The following is a 14,331-nucleotide window of genomic DNA, read 5'->3' on the forward strand; positions in this document are numbered from 1 at the left end:
CACCATGAGCTCGATTCCCGCCGTTACCGAAAATTCGGGAAGCGTGGGCAACCCAAGACTTACCGCTTCGTGAGTCATGCGATTCGCTTGCATAAGCAGCGGAGTCAAAAGCTCACGGTTTCTGCCACTTTCGTAGGTCTGGATCAGGCTCTTGAGCGACTCCAAATCCACGTCAAGCCGTCGGTGCGCCTCTTCTGCAAGCACCTGTCGAACAGTCCGTTCGACCGCCACAACGAATTGCTTGACAAGCTGCGCAAAGTCTGGATGCGATGAGTTGCCGAACAAAATGCCAACAGCAATCTCACCTGCGATCCCGCCGGCGACTCCTTCAGCGACATTCAGGGCGAGCCAAGACCACGTGTATGGCTCGACGACCACGGTTCGAAGACCTTTCTCGGTTTCGAATGTGAAGACGCGATCGGCGCTAAATGCAGAGGCCGCACTCTTATTCGCTTGGCTAGCAAGCTGTACTTCGCTGAATTTCACCGCGCTCACTCCTAGATAAAGACGTATTGGGCCAGTGTAAGCGACCTTTCAGCAACGGCGATGAATTTTGATTGGCAGCTCCGTGCCTGCACTTGTGTGGCGCAGGCCGGGCTTATCCTTGTACGCTGCTCGGTGGAAGCGATCTCCCGGAAACGCGGGCTAACCGATCTGCGTGACTGCGGCTCGTCTGGCGAGGTAACGCCTCGAACTGACAAGGACTTGAGGCGTCGCAATGGCGTGGGCGATCTCGCTCGCCGCGATCGAAATCCCGCGCTTTCCGCGGATCGTCTCCACAAAGACAGTCCTCCGCCTGGGGCGCGTCACAACACGCGGGCGGCGCGGGCCTCCTCCAGCGTGTACTCCTGCCCGACGGTGGTGAAGGGGCCTGTCTTCTGAATGAGCCACGCGCGGGAGCCCGGCGGCATGTAGAAGTCCTCCTCGAAGGGTGACAGCCCCAGGTGGCGCAGGTAGTCCTTAAGCATCTCAAAGGTAAACCGGTCCCTCACCCGGCGCGCTTGGTATCGCTCCACCTGCTCAAAGGGGAAGGGCTCACCTTCCTGGTCAAAGACCCAGCGGCCTCCATCATTGGAAGCGCCCAGGGCGCGCACATAGTTGTGGATCTTCCCCGGCTGCTCCGGGCCGAACACATCCAGCATCACCGCGCCATAGCGGACGCCTTGGTTCTTGCGCAGCGTGTGGGGCACGGCGACCACCCGCAGGCACCGGATGCTCAGCTTCCGGGCCATGACGCTCATGGGACTGGCGGCATCCGTCCCGGTCCACCCGCTCTCGACGTAGGCGGTCCAGGCGCTGCGCGTCGGGATGAAGAGGTACCGTCGCTGCCCCTCCCCACTGGTCAGGGGCAGCAGGCTGGAGAGGACTTGCTCCAGAGTGCCCGTAACGGGGAGCACCTCCACGGTGAGGCCACGAGATATCATCAGTCCTCTGTGCCACGTGGCAAAGGCTTGCGCCGCCTGCTCCGCCCCCAGCTCCAGAAAACCCATGGTCGAGGTGACAGGCGCCCAGCGGTCCTCCAGCAGCAGTCCCTTCATCTCTTGCGTCATTCTGGCTCGCCTCATTCCACAGGGATGATGATCAGGATGACGTCGGCTTCCGGATCGTTGGCGGTGAGGCGCGACTGATGGCCAGGGCCACGGCCCGAAGTAGGCGAGTCGTACTCCACATGGTAGCGGCGGTCATTGTAGTCGAATTGCAGGTCCGGTCGATTGATTCCCACGCGCGCCTTGTTCTCCAGGTTGAGCTGCTGCTGGTTCACCCGAATGTTCCTGGCGCCTAGCTCCTTCAGGTACTCAATGTCCCTCTGGAGTTGCGCATTCTGCTTGGCGCTGGGGCTGATGGGACGTGTCGTCGGGCGTAGGTCAGGCACGTCCGGCTTGACAGTGAGGTCCTGGCGCAGGCGTAGGCCTGCGGGCACCTGCGGCGGTGGGTTCTTGCCCGTGAGGGCTTGGACCAGTTCCGGAGAGGGCGCGAGGGTGCCCGGCGCTGGAGGGGGCGGTGCTGGCCTCGGAGCGGGTTCTGGAGCAGGTGCCGTGACTCTCGGCGCAGCAGTCGGAGCAGGTTCTGGAGCAGGCGCCGTCGCTCTCGGCGGAGTAGGCGGAGCCTCCACCCTGCCAGGGCGCACCGGCTCCACCGACTCCGGGACACCCCACCCGGGCACCGGCCGCGTGGCGGTCATCAACTTCCCAGTGGCCACTCCCACCGCCAGCGCCGTGAAGAACTCCTGGGCCGCGCCGAGCTGGGACACCTCCCGTTCGGTGAACATCTCCTGGCCACTGCCCATCTGCCACCCGCGCTCCAGCGCGAAGTGCAGCGGGTTGACATCCCTGACCAACCCATACAGCCCCAGCGAGAGCTGAAGGGTGGCTGGGTGCGTCCACACGTAGTGGTTGACGATGCGCCGTCGGTTCTCCCAGTGCGCATACCCCTCGGCGGCGGCGGCGCCTGTGCCCAGCCGCCGCTCCATGTCCTCAGTCTGCTCCGGGGTGAGGCGCTCCGGCGTCACCAGCGGCCACATGCGGAGGGGCTCGGGCACCGTCTCCGCGCTCATGTCCACGGCGTATTTGAGTTCCCACTCGGACAGCGGGTGGCTCCAGTGCTGTATGTCCTCCCCGGGGCCCGCCTCCCACCAGAGCGCGACGTCCCTGGGGAATCGCAAGAGCAGAATCTGCTGAATCACATCCCGCTCGCCGGAGGGCAGGTGTACCCCCTCAAAAGGAGCGGGCGAGAGCCTGGCCGTCCTCACCTCTGCTGCGGACGAGGAGCCCGGGCCCTGCGGCTGGAAGGCGCCTGCTGGACTCAGGGCGGACTGCTGCGCCCATGGGCGCTGAGGCGGGGCGAGGGCAGGCGCACGGGATGGGGGGCCGAAGCCGAAGAGGATACCCACCCCGAGGGAGACCACCCCTTCGCCTTGCGCGAGCCTGGAGGGCGGGAACGCATACACGCCAGCAAAGCCCACCTCCAGCCCAATGCTCCCCCGGATGGCGTGCACCCCGAGTTCGCCGCCCGCGCGCAGCCGGGGAGGCCCCCACCAAGGGCGGGGGGTGACGGCCACTCCACCGAGAACCTTGAAGTACAGCGGCCCCTCGCCCGTGAAGCGCGCTACCGCGTCCGTGGACAGCTCCCACGCTCCGGCGGAGGGGGACGGGGGCAGCAACGTCAACCGCGCCCCGAGCCCCTGGCCTGATTCACCCAGGCCCCACAGGCTCACGCTGTACGAGGTGCGCGGCGCCCAGGGGCTGCCCAGCGCGGTGCCCTGAGAGACTCCCGCCCCCATAACGGCCCGCATCTGGCTTGCCTCATCAGAGGCGTGCGCCCCGGGCGCGACGAGGACCGCCAGAAGCAAGAGGCTGACAGCCGCATGGAACCGAGAGGACTGGCTCGCTCCCAGGCTCCTCATAGGGCAAGCCCTTCGAGGGCCGCTCCTCCGGCGCTGGCGACGAGCAACCCGGGGAAGAGTGCTTCGGTCTTCCACAGAAGACGCCACAGGTTCATGTGCCACCCCTTTTGGCGAGGAGGGGATCAGGTTAGAGAGCTGCTACGGGGAAGGGGAGGAGCCGCCGGGTGGCGCCCGTGCTTCACCTCCGGTCCCCCTGCGGGGGCGGCCTCGCGCCCGACGCTGACGCCTGGACGATCGCCACGTCCCTGCTCCCCCCAGGTAGCGCCGCGCCGCTGCCACTGTCCTGCCTGCTGGGTCGCTCGCCTGGACGCTCACCACGAGCCCCAGCACGCACCGCGAGCCGACCGTCCGACGTGACCGGCCTGGAGGTGCTCCACGAGCCCAGCGCGCACCACGAGGCCCGCGTCGACGTGGCCCACGTCCCGGCCCGCAGCTTCTGGTGGGCCGCTAGACCTCCTCGAATCTCGTGCCCGTGGCGCCCATCTGCTCCAAAGCGGCCTTGATCTCGTCGGAGATGATCAGGGCGACCTCCCACCCGTCAGGACGGAACACCTTGGCGTCGCCCACCTTGGTCTTGTCTATGCGCAAGCGATCAACGCCCATGTATTGCCCGACCTTCCCTGATTCCCGCCTCGGTGAAGTCGAGCGGCCTGCCCGCAATCTCGACGGGGATCCTCAACCTTCCTTCCACGTGCACGGGTGATCCTCGCTTGAAGTCCCAGTCGTGCACCCTCTGGCCCGAGCCGTCGATAGGCGTATCTAGATGCCAGCGGTGGGGGATATAGACATCATCAGCAAGATCAAAAAAGCGCTGAGCCATGGGATGTTCTAATTAGGAACCCACGGGCTCTGCGGGCAGGTGGCTCCCCTGCTTCTCCCGACATGACCGCGCGCAGCACGGCCCAGGCCCGCGGCCCGAACCGTGCACACTGCTCGGCTGTCCCCAGGCAATGTCCACCCGGTTCTCCTCGAGCGCTGGTGAGAGGGCCTCGTAGGTTAGGGGCTGTACACCTCCGCGGAAGCCTGGTTGGTGTTGCTGATGCCTCCCACGACGAGCACCCTGCCGTCAGGTAGCGGCGTGGCTGTGTGGAAGTAGCGGTCGACGTTCATGCTGTACGTCTCGTGCCACGTGCCCGTGGTCGGCTCGTACACCTCCGAGGACGTGAGGATGCCGGTGAATTCGTGAAAGCCTCCCGTCACCAACACCTGACCTGAGCGCAAGCGCGTGGCGGTATGGTAGCGGCGCGGGTGTGACAGGCTGCCTGCCGCACTCCACGTGCCCAGGGCCGGATCAAATGCCTCCGCTGAGGCACTGCTGGCCTGGTCTGCACCTCCTCCTCCCACGACGAGCACCTTGCCGTCCGGCAGCAGGGTGGCCGAGTGGTAGGCCCGCGCGATGCTCATCCCCTCCACCGGGCTCCAGGCATCGGTCACCGGATCATAGAGTTCGGCCGTGCGCTGAAGCGCGCCGCCCGCGTCCGTGCCGCCCGTCACCAGCACCCGGCCATCCTGCAGCAGGGCCGCAGTGTGATTTCTGCGGGCCGCTCCCATGGCAGCGGTGAGGGTCCAGTTCCCCGTGGCGGGATCATAGACTTCGGCCGTTGCCAGCACGGTGCCGCCATACTCGGCGGTGGCTCCGCCCGTCACCAGCACGCGCCCGTCTTGCAGCAAGGTCGCGGTGTGGAAGAAGCGCGGTGTCAGGAGGCTGCCGGTCGCCGCCCAGGTGCCCGTGGCCGTGTCATACAACTCCGCGGAGATACCGCTGTCCCGCGGACCCTGTCAGTCGTGGGCCGCCAGGCTGAAGATCTGTTCCTCGGCCCCTCTGTACCCCTCCCCCTCCCTTTCAACAGGGCCCCCATCCCTTCGTTCCGGGCGTGGCGATTTCATGACTGACGCAGCCGCGCGGTCCTCGCTTTCGTCAATTTGGACGCGCGTTCGTCATTCTTGACGCGCTTCCTCCAGGCCTGGACTAGACCTCCTCGAACTTCGTGCCTGTGGCGTCCATGCTCTCTAAGGCGTCATGGATCTCCTCGGAGACAATCAGCGGGCCCGTCCACCCCTCAAGACGGAAGACCTTGGCGTTTCCCACCTTGGACTTGTCGATGCGTAGATCCCGCACGGAGAAATACTGACCGACCTTGTCGGGCACCCCGTCCTCGTGCGTCCAGAGTTCGATCCGGGACTCCTGTTCGTCGATGCAGCGGATGAGACGTGTGGCAACGAGAATGAGGTACTGATCCGGTTGGCCCTCTACGTCCACGGGGAGCAGTTGCACATCGTCCGGGGCCAGCTCCGCGAACATGGACGCGACCCGGACATGGACCACCGGGATGCGGATGCCCGCTTCCGTGAAGTCGAGCGGCTTGCCCGCGATCTCGACGGGGACCCTCAAGCGTTCCTGGATGTGGACGGGTGCCCCGATCCTGAACTGCCCGTCATACACTTTGAGGCCCTGACTATCCCTGGGCATCGCCAAGTGCCAGCGGTGCGGGAAGTTCACAGCGTCCACGAGCTTGAAGAAACGCTTGGGCATGAGCTCCATCTAGCGCGGTTGCTGTCGGGTGACGAGTTGGTTCAGCTCTGTTCCGGGGGTGGCGATCTGCTTGGTCAGTCTCTGGAGTGCGCCGGCCAACGCCTTCCTGCACGCGACAACGCTGCGACAGGTTGCCGTTGCGGTCTCCACTGCCTCGAAGACGATCTCGTGATACCGCTCGGGGTCACCCTCAGGGTGGCTCCGTCCACCCAATCCAAGACAAGGAACGGATGGGGCGGGCCTGCTGGCGGCTGCCAAGCCCCTCGGTCCCACACCAGCCGGCACACGTCAGGGAGAGTTCCTCACCTCCCGGGGCTCTCAGCGGGGAACAGGTTGGTGGGAGCAAAGCGCGCGTGAGAGAACGCGGTGTCCGCAGCCTGTAGGCGCCAGCGCTCCAGCGCCTTCAGCTGCATCTCCGTGCGAGCCACGAGCGCCTCGAAGTCGAAGCGGGCGAGGTGCGGCTCCGTCCGCGCCAGCCGCCGCAGCGCGCGCCACATGGAGCGCCGCCCCTGGGTCCCCAGGCACAGCCCCTCCAGCTCCACGAACCGGCTCAGCGGCGAGTAGTGCATGAGCCGGCCGTTGAGCTTCAGCCGTCCCAACTTCTCCAGCACCCAGGCGGCGCTCTGCTTGAGCGTGTCGCGCGGCACCCTCAGCGAGCGCAGCACCTGCAGAAGCATGGCCCGATCCTGCTCCAGCTCGGGGATGAGCGAGGCGAGGTAGTCCCCCAGGGGGTTGCCTCGGTTCTCCCGCTCGGCCCGCCGGGCCACATCCAGCCCCACCTGCGAGCCAGCGAGGTGATCATTCAGGTAGATGCCCAGCAGCTTGACGTCCATGGCATGCCTCCCTCGCGAGCGCTACCTCGCCAGAGTCAGCACGCCGGGCATTCCATGCAGCGCGGCGCGCTTGCGAGCCAGGGAACCAGGCAAGGAGGCACGGCGGCCCACGGTTCAGGTCCCACCGTTCAGACGCGCCGGTCCCCCATGTGGACCATGCGCCCGGACAGCAGCCGGGAGGTGCGCTGCATCCGCTCGGAGCCCAGGTGCTCCAGCTGCTGGCGCAGCGTCGGGTGCTGAACGAAGAGCTGCTCCAGCGAGCCCCGTGAGCAACGCATGTCCTGAAGGGAAGCCAGGAGCAGGCGCGCAGCCTGGCCTCAGCCCTCCCGAGGCTCGTCCGGGTAGGTGAACGTCACGGGCAGCTTCAGGTCCGGATGGAGGCTGCGGGCCACGGGGCACCCCTTCGCCACCTCCTCCAACCGGGCCCGGTGCGCGCCGGTCAGGCCCGAGGGCATCAGGATCTGCAGCACCAGCTCACCAATGCGGCGCGGAGGCGGAGTCATCCGCTTCTCCACCGAGGCTGTGGCTCCACCGAAGGGAATGCCCTCGCGCGAGGCGGCCAGCGCCATGGTGGTGAGCGCGCAGGAGGCGAGCGCCGCGCCCACCATATCCGTCGGCGAGAACGAGGCTCCCGTGCCACCGTTGTCCTTCGGCGCCTCGGTCGTGATGACCGAGCCCGAGGGCTGGTGCGCGATCTGCGTCTTGAAAGCTGGGGCGGTGGCGGCGGTCATCACCACGCCGGTGGGCTGCTGCGAAGGCTGGCTCATGGAGGTGCTCCTGTGTTCGGGGGTTTAACGGACGTAGGCCTCGTGCTCCTTGGCATCTTCTTCCTGGGAGGGCTCTGCCTCCTGGATGCTCCAGTCCAGCGTCTTCATCAACGCCTTGCTGCGCTTCTTCACGTCCGCGTCCAGGAAGCCAATGGCCTCCTGCATCTTGTCCATCAGCCGCATGGGCTTGCGCTTGTTCTTCGGCTCGGACAGCAGCGCGTGGGTGAGCCACGGGAACACGGCCGTCACGTCGCAGTGCACGTACATGGAGCCTGTCTCCACCGCCTCGACGGACACCTTGCCCCAGGTGTGGCCCTCGCCGGCCGGGCAGCTCGACAGCGCGCCGTTGTCCACCGGGTCCACGCAGAACTGCACGTCGATGTCGAAGCCCGTGGTGGGCACGTTGAGGATCTGATCCAGCAGCGGCTCGCCCTGGAGCGTGTAGTTCTTGGGCACGCCGCCGCCGAGGATCCAGATCGCCAGCTTGTTCGAGCCGTGGTGGCGGCAGTAGTGCTGCATCGCCGCCATCGAGTACACGTCGTCGTTGATGTCGAGCTCGAACTTGAACTCGGGGCCGAGCAGCCGCTTGAGCTTGACGACGTTGAGGAAGATGGAGCCGTCCTGCACCGCGCCCACCCAGATGGGCACCGCGTGCTTGTAGCAGGTGGACAGCAGCGAGGGCTGCTTCACGCCCAGCTGCTTCTCAATCCCGTGCACCGCCTTGCCCAGCAGGTAGTGGAACTCGGGCGTGGTCATCTTCCGCTGGAACTCGGGGCCGCGGATGATGGCCGAGAAGAGCCGGTCCGTGTCCAGCAGGGCCTCCTCCCAGAAGCCCAAGTCGTAGATGCGGATGATGCGCGCCAGCCGGTACTGGAGATCTCCCGCGTTGGGGTTCACCTCGCGGATGGCGTGGCCGATGATGCGGTGGGCGTCGTGGTAGAGGTTGGCGCCGGTGGTGGTGAGCGCGGAGATGACGCCCTTCTCGATCAGCGGGATGAGGCAGCTCTGGTGCAGGCCCGCCGGCGTCATGGCGCCCGAGAGCGTGAGGAAGATGGAGGCATCCTGCTCGAGGGACTTCGTCATCAGCTCGAAGGCGGTGCGCTCCTGGCGGCCCACGTAGGCGCTGAAGGCATGGGCGAGCAGCTCGGCCGGCTTCTCCTTGCCGGTGATGGGGCGGGGATCCGCCTTGCGGGCGCCGGCATACGCCGAGCGCAGGGACTTCTTGGGGTTCGAGGTCTTGGCCATGGCGCGCGGCTATAGCACCGGCGGCGCGTCGTGGGGAGCACGCTCAGCGGCGTCCGCCGCCCCGGGCCTTGGGAGCCGGCTCCGGCTCGGGCGCGCCCAGGACGCGCTCGCGGACCTGCTCGGGGGAGAGGTGCTGAGTGTCGGCGACGACACAGGAGACATAGGCCAGCTCCGCCAGCGCCCGCCGGGCCCGCTCGCGCCCGGCGGCGTCCTCGGAGCCCAGCAGCTCGGAGGCCGCCGCCACATAGCTGCTGGCGAGCGACTCGAAGAGGTAGACGCGGTTCTCGATGGTGTCGTCCGTCTTGGCCATAGGTGTCGAGCAATCTACGCGCAGGCGCCCGGCAGCGGCGAGGGGCCCGGAGTCCTCCGTTCAGTCATGGCCAGTCCGCACAGAGGCATGGGTCCCGGGCCGGGCATCGGCTATGAGAGGGAGCGGAGCCCTCCACCCGAGCCCCGGAGCCTGCCGTGATCGATCTCCACTCGCACACCACCGCCAGCGATGGCCAACACCCGCCGGAGGAGCTGCTGGCCCTGGCGTCCGCGGCGGGAGTGACGGTGCTGGCGGTGACGGACCATGACACGGTGGCGGGGCTGGGAGCGGCGACGGAGGCGGCGCGAGCCCGGGGCATGGAGCTGGTGCCGGGCATCGAGCTGTCGGCCTTCGTGCTGGGGCGGGAGTGCCACATCCTGGGCCACTTCCTGCGGCCGGACGATCCGGACATCAGCCAGTTCGCGGACAAGCTGCGCACCGAGCGCGAGCAGCGGATGGAGCAGATGGTGGAGAAGATGCGCAAGCTCGGCTTCCCGGTGCGCATGGAGGACGTGTACGCAATCGCGGAGAAGGGCCACCTGGGCCGGCCGCACCTGGCGCGGGCGCTGGTGGAGAAGGGCTGGTGCGTGGACACGAAGGAGGCGTTCGATCGATTCCTCGGGGACGGGCGCCCGGCGTGGGTGGACCGCTACCGGCTGGACGGAGCGGATGCCATCCAACTCATCCGCAACGCGGGAGGCACGGCCACCCTCGCCCACCCAGGCACCTCGAAGATGAACCGGATGGAGATCCAGACGTTGGCGAAGGCAGGGCTCAACGGGCTGGAGGTACACCACTCGGATCACAACCCAAGCGTGCGGGAGAAGTACCTGGCGCTGGCGAAGGAGTTCGATCTGGTGCCCACCTCCGGCAGCGACTTCCACGGAGAGAAGGTGGCACCCGGGCGGCACCTGGGCACGGCCTCCATGGCCCCGGAGCTGTTCGCGAAGCTGCGGGCGCGGGCTACAGCTCGAACTCTCTAGTTGCCCAGTGAACCAATAGCAAGGTCAGGAGTGTTCTTGAAAAACTACGACCTGATTATCCTCTTCAACTGGAATATGTTTTGGATCACCCCTATGGCTTAAATCTGCGAAATGAGGTCGCGCATGGGATCATTCCTCCAGGCGCAAGCGCCCAAAATGGAGCGTGGATTGCTCTTTTAGTATTGCTGAGCCTGGCGGCATTGCGGTTACCCCAGGCCAAGGGCGTACCGTCCCAGTCCGCAGAAGAACCGGCAAGCAACCCAGTTTCTAAATGAGCTTGATATTGGCCAGAAACCACGAGGATCAGCCCTCTGCCTGGGCGTAGCGGGAGGGCGTGGGAAGTGCTCGCGGGAGACTTCTTCGAGCAGGCTGCTCATGGGCCTGGGCATCGTCACTCGTCCGAGTAGGGCAGATCAGGCCCCACCGTATTCCACGGAGCGCCCCCCGCGTAACAGATCGGGTACTGCTCATTGAAGATGCTGTGAATCGAGGATGGCGCGGGCAGGATGTTGTTTGGGTCCAGCGGATCCCCTCCATGTTGGAGATCCCGGATGTGATGCCCCGGCCAGTTCTTGTCGCCCTCCGTAGGCCAGTTCCCGAACCTCTCGGACCATTTCTTTCGAAACGCCTCCCTCTGTAGGGACGATCTGCCCCTTCCAGTCCAGCTTCATGTCGGCCAGCCACATGCAGCCCTGGAGCACGTGCCCCGCCTCCGCGCACTCCGCCTGGCAGGAGTCCATCCACCGCTGGCTGCACCTCCACGGGCCGTAGAAGAAGGCCGCCTTCCACTGCCCGCCCGGCACGGCCACCCAAGGCCCTTCCCACTTCGCGGCAGCAGGCGGTGCCGCCGAGGGCGGTGTCGCATACGGCCCACCCGTTGCCCCGCATCCCGCCAGGACCACCAGGGACAGCGCCTTCCACCGTGGATTCATGGAGCCCTCCAGCACTCAGGAGCATACCCGCGCCCCTGCTCCTGAGCTTCGGAGGTCGCCTTTCGTACAGACGCCTGCCCTTTTGCCCACCAGCCAACAGCCGCGTGAGGGCACAGCAAGATTCGTGCATGTGGAAGCGCTCTCGGGGATTCCGCTTCCGCCCTACGGTTCGCACTGTTCCTGCGGCAAGAACTGTGAACGCTCCTGGACATACGGGTGAGCGGCCCGCTCCCAAGGCCACCATCCTCAACGTCAACGACCATCCCGCCACCCTCTACATGGTCTCCCACATGCTGCGCATGGCTGGGTACCAGGTGCTGGAGGCCTCCACCGGGCGGCAGGCCCTCACCATCGCGGCCGGGCGGCCGGATCTCATCCTGCTCGACGTCCACCTGCCCGACATCGACGGCTACGAGGTGTGCCGGCGCCTGCGCGCCAACGAAGAGACGCAGGATCTCCTCATCGCCCACCTCTCCGCCGTCTCCGTCCAGCGAGAGGATCGCATCCGCGGGCTCGCCCACGGCGCGGACGCCTACTGGACCACTCCCATGGAGGAGGAAGAGCTGCTGGCCAACATCGAAGCCCTCCTGCGGCTCCAGGGGCGCGCCCAGAACGCCGTCCGCGCCCGGGATGAGTTCCTCTCCGTCGCCGCCCACGAGCTGAAGACACCCCTCACCGCGCTCCGGCTCAACCTCGAGCGCGCCCTCTACCTCACCACCCGCGCCCCCTCGGACTCGGTCCCCAAGCCCGCCGTCGAGAAGAGCCTCTCGCCCGCAATGCGCCAGATCGAACGGCTGCAGCTGCTCCTGGATGCGTTGCTGGACGTCTCCCGCGTCACCAGCCACCGGCTCCGGCTGGACGTGAGCGCCATGGATCTCGTGGAGTTCGTCGGAGAGATGGCGCTGCGGCTCGAGGCCCAGGCCCGCTCCGTGGGCGTGACGCTGGAGTTCGAGCTGCCTCACGAGCCCATCATCCTCTTCGGAGATCGCCTGCGGCTGGAGCAGGTGCTCACCAACCTGGTCACCAACGCCATCAAGTATGGGGCCGGCCGCCCGGTGCGGATCCGCGTGGAGGAGCGCCCCGAGTGGGCCGCGATCCTGGTGCGCGATCAAGGCATCGGCATCGCCCCGGAGGATCAGGCCCGCATCTTCGGCCGCTTCGAGCGCGCCACCAACAGCCACCAGTCCCAGAGCCTGGGGCTGGGCCTCTACATCACCCGCGAGATCGTCACGGCGCACGGGGGAACCATCTCGGTCACGAGCACCCTCGGCCAGGGCTCCACCTTCCAGGTGCTCCTGCCCCTGCGCCGGACGGAGCGGTATTGAGCACAAGGAGAGCGTGTGTCGTCGAACGATTCAGCGGCAGGTCACGGCCAGAAGGACCGCAAGAGCAGCCAGGAGCGGTTGGTCACCGGAGTGCCGCGGCTCGACTTCATCACCAAGGGCGGCCTGCTGAAGGGGTCCTCCTATACGATCCTGGGCCCGCCCGGCTCGGGCAAGACGGTGCTGGCCAACCAGATGGCCTTCCACCACATCTCCCAGGGCGGCCGCGCCCTCTACGTGACGCTCCTGTCCGAGTCTCACGCGCGCATGATCGACAACCTCGAGGAGATGGCCTTCTTCGATCGGAGCGTCATCCCCGACAAGATCCACTACGTCAGCGGCTACTCCGAGCTGGAGAAGGAGGGGCTCAAGGGCCTGCTGGACATGGTGCGGCGCGCCGCGCAGCGCCACCAGGCCACCCTGCTCATCATCGACGGCATGGACACGGCCAAGGAGTTCGCCCGCTCGGATCTGAGCTTCAAGCGCTTCCTGCAGGATCTCCAGGCGTTCACGAGCATCCTGGGCTGCACCACCCTGCTGCTGTCTCCCCACCATGAGGGAGAGCTCCACCCGGAGAACACCGCGGTGGATGGTGTCTTCGAGCTGTCGCTGTGGCTGTCCGGGCCGCGCGCCGTGCGCGAGCTGGTGGCGCTGAAGTTCCGGGGCAGCGACTCGCTGCTGGGCCGCCACGAGGTGGAGATCTCCGAGAAGGGCATTGTCATCCACCCGCGGACCGAGGTGCAGTTCGCCAACCCGCCGGAGCACGGCCGCGAGGATCGCATCCGCATGCCCTTTGGCATTCCCCGCCTGGATGATTCGCTCCGGGGCGGGCTGCTGTCCGGCTCCACGACCATGCTCCTGGGCGCTCCCGGCACGGGGAAGACACTGCTGGGGCTCCACTTCCTGCTCGAGGGGGCCCGCGCGGGCCAGCCCGGCGTCTACTTCGGCTTCTACGAGACGCCTCCCCGACTCATGGAGAAGGCCGCGGGCGTGGGGATGAAGGACTTCAAGAAGTACGTGGACAAGGGCCTGATCGAGATCCAGTGGCAGCCCCCGCTGGAGCACAACATGGACTCGCTGGCCGAGCGGCTCCTGGAGCGCCTCCACGAGCGCAACGTGAAGCGGCTGCGGCTCTTCATCGACGGTGTGTCGGGCTTCCGCACGGCGGCGGTCTACCCGGACCGCATGGGGCGCTTCTTCTCGGCGCTCTCGCACCAGCTGCGCATGCTGGACGCCACCACGCTCTACTCCGAGGAGACGCCGCTGCTCAGCTCCGGGGTGGAGGCCCCGCTGCCGGATGCCGCGGCGTACGTGGAGAACATCATCCTGCTGCGCTACGTGGAGCTGCGCTCGCAGCTCTACCGGCTCATCTCCATCATGAAGATGCGCGAGAGCCAGTACGACAGCGGCATCCGCGAGTTCTCCATCACCGAGCAGGGCATCAACGTCGCGGATACGTTCGAGAGCGCGGAGTCCATCCTCACCGGCCACGCCCGCATCCGCGAGGACAAGAGGGCCGAGGATCTCTCCCCGCCCATGGGCGGTGCGGGGCTGAAGAAGAAGGCGAAGAACGCCAAGCGGGGCGGCTTCCTGCGGCGGAGGAAGTCATGAAGACGGTCCTCATCGTCGATGACGAGCTCGACATCGTGGAGGCGCTGAAGGCCATCCTCGAGGAGGAGCGCTACAAGGTCATCACCTGCGGCAACGGCCGCGACGCGCTCAAGTGCCTGGAGGAGAGCCGCCCGGATCTGGCCATCGTGGACATCATGATGCCGGTGATGAACGGCTACGAGACGATCAAGGCCATCCGCCAGCGGTCCGACTCCCAGGAGCTCCCCATCCTGCTCATGAGCGCCATCGTGCCCACGGTGAAGGCCAAGGAGTACACGTGGGCGGGCTTCCTCAAGAAGCCCTTCTCCCTGCGCGAGCTGCTCAAGCACGTGCACGAGCTGGCGCCCAAGGATCCGGATCAGGAGCTGAGCTCGTAGCGGCGCCCGCTCCGC

Annotated in this window: 14 protein-coding genes and 2 pseudogenes; 5 read left to right on the plus strand and 11 right to left on the minus strand. The window is 66.7% G+C overall.

From position 1 onward, the window contains the following. The 11 genes and pseudogenes from ACJ8AT_RS34470 to ACJ8AT_RS34520 form a co-directional block, all read right to left on the minus strand. A partial coding sequence (locus tag ACJ8AT_RS34470) for a hypothetical protein (protein ID WP_407742205.1) occupies positions 1–486 on the minus strand: 486 nt, incomplete at its 3' end. Positions 487–806: 320 nt separating this feature from the next. Further along, positions 807–1,550: a hypothetical protein gene (locus ACJ8AT_RS34475; protein ID WP_407742206.1), complete on the minus strand. Its 744-nt coding sequence runs from the start codon at positions 1,548–1,550 to the stop codon at positions 807–809. 11 nt (positions 1,551–1,561) lie between these two features. Next, entirely contained in the window at positions 1,562–3,292 is a 1,731-nt protein-coding gene (locus tag ACJ8AT_RS34480) for a hypothetical protein (RefSeq protein WP_407742207.1), read from the minus strand. Between the two features lie 558 nt (positions 3,293–3,850). After that, a pseudogene (locus ACJ8AT_RS34485) lies at positions 3,851–4,223 on the minus strand (imm11 family protein). A 176-nt stretch (positions 4,224–4,399) separates the two neighbouring features. Then, a complete protein-coding gene (locus tag ACJ8AT_RS34490; RefSeq protein ID WP_407742208.1) occupies positions 4,400–5,149 on the minus strand; it encodes a Kelch repeat-containing protein in 750 nt (249 codons plus the stop codon). A gap of 223 nt (positions 5,150–5,372) precedes the next feature. Further along, positions 5,373–5,936, minus strand: a complete 564-nt coding sequence (locus tag ACJ8AT_RS34495) for an imm11 family protein (protein WP_407742209.1) — start codon at positions 5,934–5,936, stop codon at positions 5,373–5,375. Between the two features lie 302 nt (positions 5,937–6,238). After that, on the minus strand, positions 6,239–6,769 hold the full coding sequence (locus tag ACJ8AT_RS34500; protein ID WP_407742210.1) for a hypothetical protein: 531 nt from the start codon (positions 6,767–6,769) through the stop codon (positions 6,239–6,241). Positions 6,770–6,897: 128 nt separating this feature from the next. Then, positions 6,898–7,047: a hypothetical protein gene (locus ACJ8AT_RS34505; RefSeq protein WP_407742211.1), complete on the minus strand. Its 150-nt coding sequence runs from the start codon at positions 7,045–7,047 to the stop codon at positions 6,898–6,900. A 39-nt stretch (positions 7,048–7,086) separates the two neighbouring features. Further along, on the minus strand, positions 7,087–7,536 hold the full coding sequence (locus ACJ8AT_RS34510; protein ID WP_407742212.1) for an OsmC family protein: 450 nt from the start codon (positions 7,534–7,536) through the stop codon (positions 7,087–7,089). 24 nt (positions 7,537–7,560) lie between these two features. Continuing rightward, positions 7,561–8,781, minus strand: coding sequence for a deoxyhypusine synthase family protein (locus tag ACJ8AT_RS34515; RefSeq protein ID WP_407742213.1), 1,221 nt, complete (start codon positions 8,779–8,781; stop codon positions 7,561–7,563). 43 nt (positions 8,782–8,824) lie between these two features. Beyond that, positions 8,825–9,091, minus strand: coding sequence for a hypothetical protein (locus ACJ8AT_RS34520; protein WP_407742214.1), 267 nt, complete (start codon positions 9,089–9,091; stop codon positions 8,825–8,827). A gap of 155 nt (positions 9,092–9,246) precedes the next feature. Between ACJ8AT_RS34520 and ACJ8AT_RS34525 the strand changes: the two genes are divergently transcribed. The 5 genes and pseudogenes from ACJ8AT_RS34525 (at position 9,247) to ACJ8AT_RS34545 (ending at position 14,316) form a co-directional block, all read left to right on the plus strand. After that, on the plus strand, positions 9,247–10,074 hold the full coding sequence (locus ACJ8AT_RS34525; protein ID WP_407742215.1) for a PHP domain-containing protein: 828 nt from the start codon (positions 9,247–9,249) through the stop codon (positions 10,072–10,074). Between the two features lie 50 nt (positions 10,075–10,124). Further along, a pseudogene (locus tag ACJ8AT_RS34530) lies at positions 10,125–10,349 on the plus strand (DUF4209 domain-containing protein); the annotation flags it as partial. 851 nt (positions 10,350–11,200) lie between these two features. Further along, positions 11,201–12,331 (plus strand): ATP-binding protein, encoded by a 1,131-nt coding sequence (locus ACJ8AT_RS34535; protein ID WP_407742216.1) that lies wholly within the window; start codon positions 11,201–11,203, stop codon positions 12,329–12,331. A 15-nt stretch (positions 12,332–12,346) separates the two neighbouring features. Beyond that, entirely contained in the window at positions 12,347–13,939 is a 1,593-nt protein-coding gene (locus ACJ8AT_RS34540) for an RAD55 family ATPase (protein WP_407742217.1), read from the plus strand. Continuing rightward, on the plus strand, positions 13,936–14,316 hold the full coding sequence (locus tag ACJ8AT_RS34545) for a response regulator (protein WP_407742218.1): 381 nt from the start codon (positions 13,936–13,938) through the stop codon (positions 14,314–14,316). Before ACJ8AT_RS34540 ends, ACJ8AT_RS34545 begins: the two co-directional genes overlap by 4 nt. Positions 14,317–14,331: the final 15 nt, after the last annotated feature.

It is taken from the genome of Hyalangium sp. (assembly GCF_045802625.1).
Classification (GTDB): domain Bacteria; phylum Myxococcota; class Myxococcia; order Myxococcales; family Myxococcaceae; genus Hyalangium.